Source organism: Nocardioides sp. J9, assembly GCF_007829375.1.
Classification (GTDB): Bacteria; Actinomycetota; Actinomycetes; order Propionibacteriales; family Nocardioidaceae; genus Nocardioides.
In genome coordinates this window covers 1-13,946 of the sequence record NZ_VLJQ01000141.1, presented here as the reverse complement: position 1 = coordinate 13,946, position 13,946 = coordinate 1, and the positions used below count along the sequence as shown (strand labels likewise).

Genomic DNA, 13,946 nt, shown 5'->3' with positions numbered 1-13,946 from the left:
GCGAGGCGCCCCGGCGCCGAGCCTCGAAACCTCCGGCCACGGTGCACCGGACGGTGCCGGGCACAGTCCGCCTGACGGGCCCAGCCACCTGCCGGAGGCAACTGCGCGCGCGGCAGCGCGGCGCCCGCGCCGAAGGCGCGTCGTGCGACGCCCGCGGGCCGAGCGCAGCGAGTGCCCGTGCGGCGCGAGCACGACAGGCGACGCGCTCGCGCAGAGAGCACAGCGAGCCTCCTCGCTGGCGCTCGTCGCACCCCAGTCACCAGAGCTCTCCTCTCGAGCAGGGGCCCGCCCGTTGTCCACAGGTTGGCGCGACCGGCGTTGCGAGGGCGGCGGAAGCGGGCGAGGCTCGAGGTCCAATCGAGGACGACGAGAGGAAGGGCGCCGTGGACCTCATCGGTACCCGTCTCGGGCTCGTCGGCGTGGGTCTGGTCGTACTGGCCAGCGCGTGCGGTGCTCCCGAGTCAGACGAACCCGACCTGCAGGCTCCGGACCGGCCACCCGCGGTCGCCTCCGACGAATCCCCGGGCGAGCAGCCGACGGCCGGGTCCGGCGCTGGTGACGGTGCGGCCGCCGTACCGCCGGGCTGACTGTCCGGGCCGCGCGGCTCAGCGCACGGGGTGGCCGGCGTCGGCGAGCGACTTCTTCACGTCGGCGATCCTGAGGGTGCCGAAGTGGAAGACCGTGGCGGCGAGGACGGCGTCGGCGCCTGCCTCGACGGCCGGCGGGAAGTGCTCGACGGCGCCGGCGCCGCCGGAGGCGATGACGGGGATCTGGACCTCGGCGCGGACCGCGCGGATCAGCTCGAGGTCGAAGCCGTCGGTGGTGCCGTCGGCGTCCATGGCGTTGAGCAGGATCTCGCCGGCGCCGAGCTCGGCGGCGCGCACGGCCCACTCGACGGCGTCGAKGCCGGCGGACTGGCGGCCGCCGTGGGTGGTGACCTCGAAGCCGGAGTCGGTGCGCACCTCGGAGCCGGGCGGGACGCGACGGGCGTCGACGGACAGGACCAGCACCTGGTTGCCGAAGCGCTGGGCGATCTCGGCGATCAGCTCGGGCCGGCGGATCGCGGCGGTGTTGATCGCCACCTTGTCGGCGCCGGCCCGCAGCAGGCGGTCGACGTCCTCGACCGAGGAGACTCCCCCGCCGACGGTGAGCGGGATGAACACCTGCTCGGCCGTCGCGGAGACGATCTCCATCGTCGTGGCCCGGCCCTCGTGGGAGGCGGAGATGTCGAGGAAGGTCAGCTCGTCGGCGCCCTCGGCGTCGTACAGCTTGGCCAGCTCGACCGGGTCCCCGGCGTCACGCAGGTCCTGGAAGTTGACGCCCTTGACCACGCGGCCGGCGTCGACGTCCAGGCACGGGATCACCCGGACGGCCAGCGACATCAGAGGCCGCCCTTGGTGAGGACGAGCGCGTCCTCGAGGGTGAACTGGCCGGTGTAGAGCGCGGTGCCGGCGATGGCGCCCTCGACGCCGAGCGGGACCAGGCCCATCAGCGCGCGGATGTCGTCGAGCGTGGTGACGCCGCCGGAGGCGACGACCGGCCGGCCGGTGGCGGCGCAGACGTCCTGGAGCAGCTGCAGGTTCGGCCCCTGGAGCATGCCGTCCTTGTTGACGTCGGTGACGACGTAGCGCGCGCAGCCCTCGGAGTCGAGGCGCGCGAGGGTCTCGTAGAGGTCGCCGCCGTCGCGGGTCCAGCCGCGCGCGGCCAGCGTGCGGCCGCGGACGTCGAGGCCCACGGCCACGCGGTCGCCGTACGTCGCGATCGCCCTCGCGCACCACTCCGGCTGCTCGAGCGCGGCGGTGCCGATGTTGACCCGGCGGCAGCCGGTGGCCATCGCTGCCTCGAGGGACTCGTCGTCGCGGATGCCGCCGCTCATCTCGACCTTGATGTCGAGGCGACCGACGATCTCGGCCTGCAGCTCGCGGTTGTTGCCGTGGCCGAAGGCGGCGTCGAGGTCGACCAGGTGCAGCCACTCCGCGCCGGCCTCCTGCCAGCGCAGGGCGGCCTCGATGGGGTCGCCGAAGCGCTTCTCGGACCCGTCCACGCCCTGCACCAGCTGGACGGCCTGGCCGCCCTTGATGTCGACGGCGGGCAGCAGCTCCAGGTAGGCGCTCACAGTGAATTCACCCAGTTCCTCAGAAGTTGGGCGCCCGCGTCCCCGGACTTCTCCGGGTGGAACTGCGTGGCGCAGAGGGGTCCGTTCTCGACGGCCGCGACGAAGCGGTCGCCGCCGTGCTCCGCCCAGGTCACCAGCGGCTGGTGGCTGTCGGGCGTGCGGTCGTTGGTGACCAGCGTCCAGTCGCGCACGCCGTAGGAGTGCACGAAGTAGAAGCGCTCGTCCTCGAGGCCGGCGAAGAGCCGGGTCCCGGTCGGGACGTCGACGGTGTTCCAGCCCATGTGCGGGACGATCGGCGCCTGCAGGCGCTCGACGACGCCGGGCCACTCCTGGCAGCCGTCGGTCTCGACACCGTGCTCGATGCCGCGCTCGAACAGGACCTGCATGCCGACGCAGATGCCGAGGACCGGACGGCCCCCGGACAGGCGCCGCGCGATGATCCGCTCGCCGCGGATCGCGCGCAGGCCGCGCATGCAGGCCTCGAACGCACCGACCCCGGGCACCAGCAGGCCGTCGGCCTCCATGGCGGCGTCGAGGTCGCCGGTCAGGGTGACGTCCGCACCCGCGCGCTCGACGGCGCGCACGGCGGAGCGCAGGTTGCCGGAGCCGTAGTCGAGGACGACCACGGACGGCTTGCGTTCGCTCATGTGCCTACAACGCGCCCTTCGTGGACGGGATTCCGGTCTCGCGCGGGTCGAGGGCGACCGCGTCACGGAAGGCCCGCGCGAACGCCTTGAACTGCGTCTCCACGATGTGGTGCGGCTCGCGGCCGGCCAGCACCCGCACGTGCAGCGCGAAGTGGCCGTGGAACGCGATGGACTCGAAGACGTGCTGGGTCAGGGAGCCGAGGTAGGACACCCCGGAGCCGCCGAGCTGGACGTACTGCTGGCCCTCCGGCTCGCCGGTGTGCACGCAGTACGGACGGCCGGACACGTCGACGACGGCGTGCACCAGCGCCTCGTCGAGCGGCACGGTGGCGTCGCCGAAGCGGCGGATGCCGACCTTGTCGCCGAGGGCCTGGCGCAGGGCCTGGCCGAGCGCGATTGCGGTGTCCTCGACCGTGTGGTGCGCGTCGATGTGGACGTCGCCCTCCGTGCGCACGGTCAGGTCGAGCAGCGCGTGGCGGGCGAACGCGGTGAGCATGTGGTCGTAGAAGCCGACACCGGTGGAGATGTCGTGCTTGCCCGAGCCGTCGAGGTCGACCTCGACGATCACCTTGGACTCGCTGGTCGCCCGCTCGATGCGGGCGGTGCGGGCACCGGTCATGCTCGTTCTCCGTTCACGTCGGTGAGGGCCTGGCGGAAGGCGGCCATCTCGTCGGGGGTGCCGACCGAGACCCGCAGCCAGCCGTCCGGCCCGGTCTCCCGGATGAGGACTCCCCGGTCGAGGAGACCCTGCCAGACAGCATGGCGGTCGGCGAATCGGCCGAACAACACGAAATTCGCGTCCGAGTCGGCGACGTCGTACCCCTCGGCGCGGAGCCAGTCGACCAGCTGGTCGCGCTCGGCGCGCAGCTCGTCGACCTTCCCGAGCAGCTCGGGGGCGTGCCGCAGCGCGGCCAGCGCGACGGCCTGGGTGACGGCCGAGAGGTGGTAGGGCAGGCGGACCACGCGGATCGCGTCGCAGATCTCCGGGGCCGCGGCGAGGTAGCCGAGCCGCAGGCCGGCACCGGCGAACGCCTTGCTCATCGTCCGCGTCACCACGAGGTTGCGGTACGACGGCAGCAGCTCCAGCGCGCTGGGCACCCCCGAGCGGCGGAACTCGCCGTAGGCCTCGTCGACGACGACGAGTCCGTCACCGGCGGCCTCGCAGAGCTCACCGACGGCGTCGGGCGGCAAGGCCGTGCCGGTCGGGTTGTTCGGGCTGGGCAGCAAGATGACGCTCGGCTGCTCGGTCTTGACGAGGTCGCGCGCGGCGTCGAGGTCGAGCGAGAAGTCCTCGGCGCGGCGCCCGGCCACCCAGCGGGTGTTCGTGTCGCGGGCGTACTCGGGGTACATCGAGTAGGTCGGCGCGAAGCTGACCGCGGTGCGGCCGGGGCCGCCGAAGGCCTGCAGCAGCTGCAGCATGACCTCGTTGGAGCCGTTGGCGGCCCACACCTGCTCGGGGACGACACCGGCGGGCGTGTCGCGCGAGAGGTAGTCGGCGAGTGCCTGGCGCAACGCGACGAACTCCCGGTCCGGGTAGCGGTTGAGCGTCGCCGCAGCCTCGGCGGCGGAGCGGGCGATGTCGTCGATGCAGGCCGGCGAGGGGCCGTAGGGGTTCTCGTTGACGTTGAGCTGCACCGGCACGTCCAGCTGGGGGGCGCCGTAGGGCTCGATCCCCCGGAGCTCCTCGCGCAGCGGCGGCCAGGCCGCCCCGGTCATCGGGACACCCGCACGGTGATCGCGGCGCCGTGGCCGGGCAGGTCCTCGGCCTCGGCGAGGGTGACCACGTGGTCGGCGACCTCGGCGAGCCCCTCCTGGGAGTACTCGACGACGTGCACCGACTTGGTGAACGCGCGCACCGAGAGACCCGAGGAGTGGCACGCGCAGCCGGCGGTCGGCAGCACGTGGTTGGAGCCGGCGCAGTAGTCGCCCAGGCTGACCGGGGCGTGCGGGCCGACGAAGATCGCGCCGGCGTTGCGCACGCGGGCGGCCCACGCGGCGGCGACCTCGGTGTGGATCTCGAGGTGCTCGGCGGCGTAGGCGTCGACGACGGCGAGGCCCTGCTCGAGGTCGCGGACCAGGACGATGCCGGACTGCTGGCCGGCCAGCGAGGTGGTGATGCGCTCGACGTGCTTGGTCGCGGCGACCTGCTTGTCGAGCTCGACCTCCACGTCGGCGGCGAGGCGCTCGGAGGTGGTGACGAGCACCGACGCGGCCAGCGGGTCGTGCTCGGCCTGGCTGATCAGGTCGGCGGCGACGTAGGCGGCGTCGGCGGTGTCGTCGGCGAGGATCGCGATCTCGGTCGGGCCGGCCTCGGAGTCGATGCCGACCAGGCCCTTGAGGATCCGCTTGGCGGTGACCACCCAGATGTTGCCGGGCCCGGTCACCAGGTCGACCTTCTGGCAGGGGCCGACGCCGTAGGCGAACATCGCGATCGCCTGGGCGCCGCCGACGGCGTACACCTCGTCGACACCGAGCAGCGCGCAGGCCGCGAGGATCGTCGGGTGCACCGAGCCGCCGAACTCCTTCTGCGGCGGGCTGGCCAGGGCGATCGACTCGACGCCGGCGGTCTGCGCCGGGACGGTGTTCATCAGGACGCTGGAGACCAGAGGCGCGAGGCCACCGGGGACGTAGAGGCCGACGCGGCCGACCGGCACCTTGCGGTGGGTCACCCGGGCGCCGGGGCCGAGGTCGGTGACGGCATCCTGCTCCAGCTCGTTGGCGCAGGTCGCGCGCAGCCGGCGGATCGACTCCTCGAGCCCGGCCCTGATGTCGGGGTCGAGCTGCTCCAGGGCCGCCTGGATCGCCTCGGGGGCGACCCGGACGTCCTCCACCCGGACGCCGTCGAACTTCTCGCCGAAGTCGACGAGGGCGTCCAGCCCGCGGGTGCGGACCTCCTCGCAGATCGCGTGCACCGCGGGCACCGCAGCCTCGATGTCGAAGTCGGCGCGGGGCACGGCTGCGCGGTAGTCGACGGAGGCGTCGGCGTCACGCAGGTCGATGCGACGGATGAGGGACATGTCCCCGATTCTACGGTCGACCGCGGTGCTCCCCCGCCTCGCCGACGCCTGCCGGGACGAGGGCCACACGTGGTGCCGTGCCCTAGGGTCGGTGACGTGCCCGACGAGCTGCCCATGTTCCCGCTCAACGCGGTGCTCTACCCGGGGGTGAGCCTGCCGCTGCACGTCTTCGAGGACCGCTACCGCGCGCTCGTGCAGCACCTGCTGCAGATCGGGGACCCCGCGGAGCGGGTGTTCGGCTCGGTGGCCATCCGCGAGGGCTACGAGGTCGGCGACCACGGCGCGCAGTCGCTGTTCCGCACCGGTGTGCGGCTGCAGCTGACCGACGTCGAGAGCAACCCCGACGGCACCTTCGACATCGTGGCGGTGGGCCGCGACCGCATCCAGCTCGACCGCCTCATCGGTGGTGGGGAGTTCCCCGTCGGCGAGGTCCGGGTGCTGCCCGAGCTGCCGGCCGACGTACCGGCCGAGGTGGTGGAGCAGGCTCGCGCGACGTTCGCGGCCTACCGCGCGGTGGTGCGCGACATCGCCGGCGACCCGCTCTCCGGTGAGCTCCCGCAGGACCCGGGGTTCCTGTCGTGGACCCTGGCCGCCTGCTCCCCGCTCCCCCTCGGCGAGCGCCAGGAGCTGCTCGAGGCCGGCGACGCCACCGAGCGGCTGCTGCTGGTCACCGACCTGCTGCGCGCCGAGCTGCGCGCGATGAACGTGATCCTGTCCCTGCCGGCCACCGAGGTCGCACGGACGCGCTGGTCGCCGAACTAGACGTGCCCGGCTAGGGTCCGGCGCGTGGCGAAGAAGAAGGCGAAGGCCGGTGGCGGCACCCCCGCCACGGTCGCCCTGACCGAGGCCGGCGTCGCGTTCACGGTCCACGAGTACGACCACGACGCCCGCGCCGAGTCCTACGGCCTCGAGGCGGCCGAGGCGATGGGGATCGACCCCGGACGCGTGTTCAAGACCCTGTTCGCCGACCTCGACGGCGCACTGGTCGTCGGCGTCGTGCCGGTCGCCGGCCAGCTGGACCTCAAGGCGCTCGCCCGGGCGCTCGAGGGGCGCAAGGCGAGCATGGCCGACCCCCGGGCGGCCGAGCGGGCGACGGGGTACGTCGTCGGCGGGATCTCGCCGCTCGGGCAGCGCAAGGCCCACCCGACCGTCGTCGACGAGTCCGTCCTCGACCACCCGACCGTCTTCGTGTCGGCCGGCCGGCGCGGGATGGAGGTCGAGCTCAGCCCTGCGGACCTGGTGCGGATGACAGCGGCGCGGGTCGCGGCGATCCGCCGCTGAGCGAGGTCGGCTTCAGCGCGAGCATCACGACGAGGTAGCCGAGCAGCGCACCGACCGGCCACGCGAGGTAGGGCGTCCAGCCGCCGATCTCGAGGTTGCCCGGCAGCACCGTGCCGATCGCGACCTCGCCGGCGCGGTCCTGCGGGTCCGGAGGGCTCTGCGCGAGGCCGACGACGGTCATCACGGCCGCACCCACGAGGCTCGCCACGCCGACGGCGGCCAGGCCCGGCACCGCGCGGTTGCGGGCGAGCCAGCCGGAGGCGAGGCCGAGCACCAGGGCCAGCCCGAAGCCGACGACCACGAAGGTCGCCGTGGCGTTGAAGTCGCGGGTGATGCCGGGGTCGAACGGGTCGGGGTACCAGGTCGGACCGACCGAGGTCTCGTAGACCTTGCCGGTCGGCGGCGGGGCCCACCACTCCCACCACAGCCAGCCACCGAGCGCGGCGAGCGCCGCGCCGAGCGCGACCGGGGCGAGGACGGGACGCAGCAGGTCCCGCGCAGGGGTCGTCATCCGGCCAGGCACCCGGGGCCGAGGAGCTGCTTGAGGTCGGCGAAGAGCGCCGGCGTCGGGGTCACCCGGAGATTGTCTCCCAGCCGCATGAGCTTGGTGGAGTCACGGCTCAGCAGCTGCAGCCGGACCTCGGTCAGGCCGGGGTGCGTGACGAGCACGTCGCGCAGCTGCTGGACCACCGGACCTGTGCACCGCGTGGACGGCAGGCTGATCACCACGGGGCCGTCGGCGGTGTTCTCCAGGTCGGGGACGGTGACCTCCTGGCCCCGCATCTGCACCGGCTCCCGCTCCTTGTCGAGCTGGCCACGGACCCGGACGATCGCGTCCTCGGTGAGGTACGGCGCTGCGAGGCGGTAGCTGCTCGGGAAGAGCAGCACGTCGATCGCACCCTCGAGGTCCTCCAGGGTCACGGTGGCCCACGGGTCGCCGTTCTTGGTGATCTTGCGCTGGATCGAGGTGATCAGGCCGGCGACGGTGACCGTCGAGTTGTGCGGCCGGTCCTCGTCGGTGACCAGCTGGCCGATGGTGCAGTCGGTGCCGTTGGACAGCACGTGCTCCAGGCCGAGCAGCGGGTGGTCGGAGACGTAGAGGCCGAGCATCTCCCGCTCGTGGCCGAGCAGGGTCATCTTGTCCCACTCGTCGATGTCGGGGATCGCGACGCTGACCCCGAAGCCGCCGTCGCCTTCGTCGTCGCCGAGGCCGGCGAACAGCGAGTCCTGGCCGATCGCCTCGTTGCGCTTGATGTCGACGTACTGGTCGACCGCGGTCTCGTGGATCGCGACCAGCGCCCGGCGCCGGTGCTTCATGTCGTCGAAGGCACCGGCCTTGATCAGCGAGTCGATGACCCGCTTGTTGCACACCTGGGCCGGGACCTTGGACAGGAAGTCGTTGAAGTCGGTGAACCGCCCCTCCTCCGTGCGCGCGGCCACGATGCCGTCGACGACGTTGCCGCCGACGTTGCGGATCGCGGTCAGGCCGAAGCGGATGTCCGCGCCGACGGCGGTGAAGTTGTGGGCCGACTCGTTGACGTCGGGCGGGAGCACCTGGATCTTCATCCGGCGGCACTCGTTGAGGTAGATCGCCATCTTGTCCTTGTCGTCCTTGACGGACGTCAGGAGGGCGGCCATGTACTCGGTCGGGTAGTTCGCCTTGAGGTAGGCGGTCCAGTAGGTGATGACGCCGTAGGCCGCGGAGTGCGACTTGTTGAAGGCGTAGTCGGAGAAGGGCAGCAGGATCGCCCAGAGGGTGTCGATCGCGTCCTGCGGGTAGCCGCGCTCGAGCATCCCGGCCTGGAAGCCGGCGTACTGCTTGTCCAGCTCCTCCTTCTTCTTCTTGCCCATGGCGCGGCGCAGGTTGTCTGCGGCACCGAGGGTGAAGCCGGCCAGGACCTGGGCGATCGCCATCACCTGCTCCTGGTAGACGATCAGGCCGTAGGTCTCCCCCAGGACCGGCTCGAGCGCCTCCTCGAGCGCGGGGTGGATCGGCTCGATCGGCTCGCGGCCGTTCTTGCGGCGGGCGTACTTGTTGTGCGAGTCCGCACCCATCGGGCCGGGGCGGTACAGCGCGCTGACCGCGGTGATGTCGGCGAAGTTGTCGGGCTGCATCGAGCGCAGCAGCGCCCGCATGCCGCCACCATCGAGCTGGAACACGCCGAGCGTGTCACCGCGCCCCATCAGCTCGTAGGTCGCCCGGTCGTCGAACGGCAGCTCCTCGAGGACCACGTCCTCGCCCTTGTTGGCCCGGATGTTGACCAGGGCGTCCTCGAGGATGCGGAGGTTGGACAGACCCAGGAAGTCCATCTTGACCAGCCCGAGCGACTCGCACATCGGGTAGTCGAACTGGGTGATGACGGCGCCGTCCTGCGGGCGGGCCATGATCGGGACGATGTCGATCAGCGGCTCGCTGGACATGATGACGCCCGCCGCGTGCACGCCCCAGTTGCGGATCTGGCCCTCGAGGCCGAGCGCCGTCTGGTAGATCGTGCGGACGTCGGGGTCCTGCTCGTAGAGCGCGCGGAACTCCCCGCCGTCGTTGTAGCGCTTGTGCTCGGGGTTGAAGATCTCCTTCAGCGGCACGCCCTTGCCCATGACGTCGGGCGGCATCGCCTTGGTGATCTTGTCGCCGATCGCGAAGCCGTGGTCGAGCACCCGGGCGGCGTCCTTGATCGCGGCCTTGGACTTGAGCCGGCCGAAGGTGGCGATCTGCGCGACGCGCTCGGCGCCGTACTTCTCGCTGACGTACTGGATGACCTCACCGCGGCGGGCGTCGTCGAAGTCGATGTCGAAGTCGGGCATCGAGGGACGCTCGGGGTTGAGGAAGCGCTCGAAGAACAGGCCGTGCTCGAGCGGGCAGAGGTCGGTGATGCGCAGTGCGTACGCCGCGATCGAGCCCGCACCGGAACCACGGCCCGGGCCGACCCGGATGCCGTTGTTCTTGGCCCAGTTGATGAAGTCGGCGACCACGAGGTAGTAGCCGCAGTAGCCCTTCTGCGACACGACCGCGAGCTCCATCTCGACCCGGTCGCGCACCTCCTGGGTGAGCTTGTCGCCCGGGTAGCGCGCCTCGATGCCGCGCCACACCTCCTTGCGGAACCAGGACTCCTCGGTCTCCCCCGCCGGGATGTCGGCGCGGGCCATGTAGCCACCGGTGGACTCGTGGAACTCCACCGAGCACCGCTCGGCGATGGCCATGGTGTTGTCGCAGGCCTCCGGCATCCCGAACCGGTCGGCCCACAGCTCGCGCATCTCGGCGGCGGACTTGATGTAGTAGCCGCCGCCGTCGAACTTGAGCCGGTTGGTGTCGGAGAGCCGCTTGCCGGAGGCGACGCAGATGAGGGCGTCGTGGGCGTCGGCGTCCTCGGGGTTGTTGTAGTGCGAGTCGTTGGTCGCGATCGGCGGGATGCCCATCTCGCGACCGAGCCGGAGCAGGTCGTCGCGCACGCGCTTCTCGATGGAGATGCCGTGGTCCATCAGCTCGAGGAAGACGTTGTCCTTGCCGAAGATGTCCTGGAGCTCGGCCGCCTCGCGGACCGCCTCGTCCCACTGGCCGAGCCGGAGCCGGGTCTGGATCGCGCCACTGGGGCAGCCCGTGCTGACGATGAGGCCCTTGCTGTGCTCGGCGAGGATCTCCTTGTCCATCCGGGGCTTGTAGAAGTAGCCCTCGAGGCTGGAGCGCGACGAGAGCCGGAAGAGGTTGTGCATGCCCTCGGTGCTCTCGGCCCACATCGTCATGTGGGTGTAGGCGCCACCGCCGGCGACGTCGTCGCCGCCTTCCTCCATCGCGTCACCCTTGCCCCATCGGACCCGCCGGCGCTCACCGCGGGGAGTGCCCGGGGTCAGGTAGGCCTCGATGCCGATGATCGGCTTGACGCCGTACTTGCGCGCCTTGGAGTAGAAGTCGTAGGCGCCGTGCAGGTTGCCGTGGTCGGTCATGGCGATCGACGTCATGCCGAGGTCGTTGACGCGCTGGAACAGGCCGTCGAGCAGGGACGCCCCGTCGAGCATGGAGTACTCGGTGTGGACGTGCAGGTGGACGAAGTCCGCTCCCCCGGAACCGGCTGCCATCGGGTGTGGTGACTCCTCGAGAAGAGATGGTGGGACGTGCGTCGGGGAAGGAGATCAGACTACGCGACCCGACCGACGGATCGTGGCAGGAGGGTCCGAGTCATCCGGGGCTGCTGCCGGCCCACTCCATGCGGACGTCGGGCGCCCGCTCCTCGTTGTCGGAGCCGTCGGTGCGCTCGCGCTCGACGAGCCCGTGGGCGCGGTAGAACGCCTGCGCCGGCGTGTTCACCGCGAACACCCACAGCCCGAAGCCGTGCGGGTGGCGAGCCTTCACCAGGTCGAGCAGCGCGGTGCCGACGCCCCGGCCGGCGTGGTCGGGGTCGACGTACAGGTCGTCGAGCCAGGTCCGGGTGAACCGCGCGTAGCCCACGACCCGCCCGGCGGCCTCGGCGACCCACACCTCGTCCCCGGAGGGGCCGTCGATGCGCGAGGCGAGCCACGCCCGCACCTGGGCCTGCGTGTGCACCGGCGCGGGCATCGGGGCGGCCGCGCGAGCGCGCCAGTGGACGTCGGCGACCCCGCCGGCGTCGGCCGCCGTGGCCGGACGCAGGAGCAGGTCCGCGTCCATCAGTGCAGCGCCACGCTCAGTGCGCGTCGCGGATCACGTCGAGGGCGTGCGCGAGGTCGTCGGGGTACGTCGACTCGTAGGTCACGTAGTCGCCGGTCTCCGGGTGCTCGAAGCCGAGCTTCACCGCGTGCAGCCACTGCCGCTGGAGCCCGACCCGGCGGGCCAGCACCGGGTCGGCGCCGTAGGTGATGTCGCCGACGCAGGGGTGCTTGAGCGCGCTCATGTGCACCCGGATCTGGTGGGTGCGGCCGGTCTCGAGGTGCACCTCGAGGAGGCTGGCGAAGCGGTGCGCCTCGAGCGTCTCGTAGTGGGTGACGCTGTGCCGGCCGTCGTCCATGACCGCGAACTTGTAGTCGTACTTGGGGTGGCGGCCGATCGGTGCGTCGATCGTGCCCTCGAGCGGGTCCGGGTGGCCCTGGACGAGCGCGTGGTAGGTCTTGTCGACCGTGCGACGGCGGAACGCGTTCTTGAGCACGGAGTAGGCGTGCTCGGACTTGGCGATGACCATCACGCCCGAGGTGCCGACGTCGAGGCGCTGCACGATGCCCTCGCGCTCCTTGGCGCCCGAGGTGGAGATCCGGAAGCCGGCGCCGGCGAGGTGGCCGACCACGGTCGGGCCGCGCCAGCCCGGCGACGGGTGCACCGCGACGCCGACCGGCTTGTCGATCACCACGATGGCGTCGTCGTCGTGGATGATCTTGATCCCCTCGACGATCTCGGGGACGACCTCGAGCGGGTCGGCCTGCGCGGGGATCTCGACGTCCAGGGTGACCCCGGCGAGGACCCGGTCGCTCTTGCCGCCGACGGGAGCGCCGTCGACGCTGACCCGGCCGTCGGCGACGAGCTCGGCGGCGCGGGTGCGGGACACGCCGAACAGCTGAGCGAGCACCACGTCGATCCGCTCGCCCTCGAGGCTGTCCGGGACGATGAGGGTCCGGTGGTCGACGATGCTCATTCGGTGGTGTCCTTCTCGACGCGGGACCCGTCCATCGCGACGCCGCGGAGCACCTGGATGAGGACCATGACGACCCCGACGTTGATGCAGATGTCGGCGACGTTGAAGACGGGCCAGTTCGGCAGCATGAGGAAGTCCACGACGTGCCCGCGGAAGGGGGCCGGGTCGCGGAGGAGCCGGTCGGCGAGGTTGCCGTCGATGCCGGCGAGCATGAAGCCGAGCGCGACCGCCCACCAGCGGCTCTGCACGCGGCGGCTCAGCCACAGGACCACGAGGGTCGCCACGATGGCGAGCACCGAGAGCGCGACGGTGAAGCGGGTGCCGAGGCTGAACGCCGCGCCCGGGTTGTAGGTCAGGTGCAGCTGCAACAGCTCCCCCACGACCTCGACGTCGGGGCGGTCGGTGAGCCGGTCGACGGCGAGCACCTTCGTGACCTGGTCGACCGCGAACATCGCGGCCGCGACCGAGGCGAAGAGCAGCCAGGTGCGGGGAGCGGCGAGCAGGGAGCTCCGCGCCGGCTCGGCCCCCTCGTCGCGGTCGCCTACCGGCGTTCCTCTCGCTGCTTGCATGTCATGCACAGTGTGGCACGCGGGAACGCCATGAGCCGCATCTTGCCGATGGGGTTGCCGCACGACTCGCACACGCCGTACGTGCCGTCGTCGATGCGCGCCAGCGCCCGGTCGATCTGCGCCAGCTTCTCCCGCTCGTGGTTGAGCACGGTGAGCTCGTGGTCGCGCTCGAAGCTGGTGGCACCGATGTCGGCCTGGTCCTGCCCGGCGCCGTCACCGGAGTCGCGGAGGAGGCCGGTGAGGTCGGCCTCCTGCTCCTCCACGATCTGCGCCGCGCGGGCCCGCTGCTCGTGGAGCTCTTCAAGCACCTCGGCGAGCTCCTCCTTGGACCACGCCTCCTCGTGCTCGAGGACCACGAGGGACGAGGGCGCGGCCTTCTTCGCCGCCGCCTTCTTCGCGGGTGCCTTCTTCGCGGGTGCCTTCTTCGCCGGGGTCGCCTTGGTCACGGGGGTCGCCGCCTTCTTCGCCGGGGCCGTCTCCTTCGCCGGAGCGGTCTTCGTGGCCGTCTTCGTGGCCGTCTTCTTGGCCGTCTTCTTGGCCGGCGCGGGCTGCGCCGGCGCCGCCTTCCGGGCAGGCGCGGTCTTCGTGGCCGACGTCGCCTTCTTCGCGGGGGTGGCCTTCTTCGCGGCCGCGGTCGTCTTCCTCGCCGGGGTGGCCTTCTTGGCGGTGGCCGCCTTCTTGGCCGGGGTGGCCTTCTTGGCGGGGGCCGCCTTCTTGGC

The 13,946-nt window shown here is 71.8% G+C and carries 14 protein-coding genes; 2 read left to right on the top strand and 12 right to left on the bottom strand.

Annotated features, from left to right (window positions below; genetic code table 11):
- Positions 1–605: 605 nt before the first annotated feature.
- The 6 genes from hisF to hisD are packed head-to-tail and all read right to left on the bottom strand — an operon-like array spanning position 606 to position 5,780.
- Positions 606–1,382 carry an imidazole glycerol phosphate synthase subunit HisF gene (hisF, locus tag L615_RS22905; RefSeq protein WP_145726690.1) on the bottom strand — a complete coding sequence of 259 codons (777 nt, stop codon included), beginning with the start codon at positions 1,380–1,382 and terminating at the stop codon, positions 606–608.
- A complete protein-coding gene (gene priA / locus L615_RS22900) occupies positions 1,382–2,116 on the bottom strand; it encodes a bifunctional 1-(5-phosphoribosyl)-5-((5-phosphoribosylamino)methylideneamino)imidazole-4-carboxamide isomerase/phosphoribosylanthranilate isomerase PriA (protein WP_145726688.1) in 735 nt (244 codons plus the stop codon). Before priA ends, hisF begins: the two co-directional genes overlap by 1 nt.
- Positions 2,113–2,763: an imidazole glycerol phosphate synthase subunit HisH gene (gene hisH / locus L615_RS22895; protein WP_145726685.1), complete on the bottom strand. Its 651-nt coding sequence runs from the start codon at positions 2,761–2,763 to the stop codon at positions 2,113–2,115. Before hisH ends, priA begins: the two co-directional genes overlap by 4 nt.
- 4 nt (positions 2,764–2,767) lie before the next feature.
- A complete protein-coding gene (gene hisB, locus L615_RS22890; protein WP_028654383.1) occupies positions 2,768–3,382 on the bottom strand; it encodes an imidazoleglycerol-phosphate dehydratase HisB in 615 nt (204 codons plus the stop codon).
- Positions 3,379–4,479: a histidinol-phosphate transaminase gene (locus L615_RS22885; protein WP_028654384.1), complete on the bottom strand. Its 1,101-nt coding sequence runs from the start codon at positions 4,477–4,479 to the stop codon at positions 3,379–3,381. Before L615_RS22885 ends, hisB begins: the two co-directional genes overlap by 4 nt.
- Complete coding sequence (gene hisD, locus L615_RS22880) at positions 4,476–5,780, bottom strand: histidinol dehydrogenase (protein WP_145726682.1); 1,305 nt, start codon at positions 5,778–5,780, stop codon at positions 4,476–4,478. Before hisD ends, L615_RS22885 begins: the two co-directional genes overlap by 4 nt.
- Before the next feature lie 96 nt (positions 5,781–5,876).
- Between hisD and L615_RS22875 the strand changes: the two genes are divergently transcribed.
- Both L615_RS22875 and ybaK read left to right on the top strand, forming a co-directional pair.
- Positions 5,877–6,542 (top strand): LON peptidase substrate-binding domain-containing protein, encoded by a 666-nt coding sequence (locus L615_RS22875; RefSeq protein WP_145726679.1) that lies wholly within the window; start codon positions 5,877–5,879, stop codon positions 6,540–6,542.
- A 24-nt stretch (positions 6,543–6,566) separates the two neighbouring features.
- Complete coding sequence (ybaK, locus tag L615_RS22870; RefSeq protein ID WP_145726675.1) at positions 6,567–7,061, top strand: Cys-tRNA(Pro) deacylase; 495 nt, start codon at positions 6,567–6,569, stop codon at positions 7,059–7,061.
- Here the strand turns inward: ybaK and L615_RS22865 are convergent.
- The 6 genes from L615_RS22865 to L615_RS24545 form a co-directional block, all read right to left on the bottom strand.
- Positions 7,003–7,572: a hypothetical protein gene (locus L615_RS22865; protein WP_145726672.1), complete on the bottom strand. Its 570-nt coding sequence runs from the start codon at positions 7,570–7,572 to the stop codon at positions 7,003–7,005. The two genes, ybaK and L615_RS22865, sit on opposite strands and share 59 nt — an antisense overlap.
- Positions 7,569–11,135: a DNA polymerase III subunit alpha gene (gene dnaE, locus L615_RS22860; protein ID WP_028654389.1), complete on the bottom strand. Its 3,567-nt coding sequence runs from the start codon at positions 11,133–11,135 to the stop codon at positions 7,569–7,571. The genes L615_RS22865 and dnaE overlap by 4 nt, the downstream gene beginning before the upstream one ends.
- A 100-nt stretch (positions 11,136–11,235) precedes the next feature.
- A complete protein-coding gene (locus tag L615_RS22855) occupies positions 11,236–11,703 on the bottom strand; it encodes a GNAT family N-acetyltransferase (RefSeq protein WP_028654390.1) in 468 nt (155 codons plus the stop codon).
- Between the two features lie 16 nt (positions 11,704–11,719).
- The gene (locus L615_RS22850) at positions 11,720–12,658 is read right to left on the bottom strand and encodes an RluA family pseudouridine synthase (RefSeq protein WP_145726669.1); all 939 of its coding nucleotides are present in this window, start codon (positions 12,656–12,658) and stop codon (positions 11,720–11,722) included.
- Complete coding sequence (gene lspA / locus L615_RS22845) at positions 12,655–13,227, bottom strand: signal peptidase II (RefSeq protein WP_036516661.1); 573 nt, start codon at positions 13,225–13,227, stop codon at positions 12,655–12,657. The genes L615_RS22850 and lspA overlap by 4 nt, the downstream gene beginning before the upstream one ends.
- On the bottom strand, positions 13,200–13,946 hold a 747-nt coding region (locus tag L615_RS24545), incomplete at its 5' end, for a TraR/DksA family transcriptional regulator (RefSeq protein ID WP_261376837.1). The genes L615_RS24545 and lspA, both read right to left, overlap by 28 nt.

Excerpts from the sequence above, each read along its gene's own strand:
- hisH (WP_145726685.1), bottom strand. The coding sequence starts at position 2,763 with ATGAGCGAACGCAAGCCGTCCGTGGTCGTCCTCGACTACGGCTCCGGC.
- hisB (WP_028654383.1), bottom strand. The coding sequence starts at position 3,382 with ATGACCGGTGCCCGCACCGCCCGCATCGAGCGGGCGACCAGCGAGTCC.
- L615_RS22885 (WP_028654384.1), bottom strand. The coding sequence starts at position 4,479 with ATGACCGGGGCGGCCTGGCCGCCGCTGCGCGAGGAGCTCCGGGGGATC.
- hisD (WP_145726682.1), bottom strand. The coding sequence starts at position 5,780 with ATGTCCCTCATCCGTCGCATCGACCTGCGTGACGCCGACGCCTCCGTC.
- L615_RS22865 (WP_145726672.1), bottom strand. The coding sequence starts at position 7,572 with ATGACGACCCCTGCGCGGGACCTGCTGCGTCCCGTCCTCGCCCCGGTC.
- dnaE (WP_028654389.1), bottom strand. The coding sequence starts at position 11,135 with ATGGCAGCCGGTTCCGGGGGAGCGGACTTCGTCCACCTGCACGTCCAC.
- L615_RS22855 (WP_028654390.1), bottom strand. The coding sequence starts at position 11,703 with ATGGACGCGGACCTGCTCCTGCGTCCGGCCACGGCGGCCGACGCCGGC.
- L615_RS22850 (WP_145726669.1), bottom strand. The coding sequence starts at position 12,658 with ATGAGCATCGTCGACCACCGGACCCTCATCGTCCCGGACAGCCTCGAG.
- lspA (WP_036516661.1), bottom strand. The coding sequence starts at position 13,227 with ATGCAAGCAGCGAGAGGAACGCCGGTAGGCGACCGCGACGAGGGGGCC.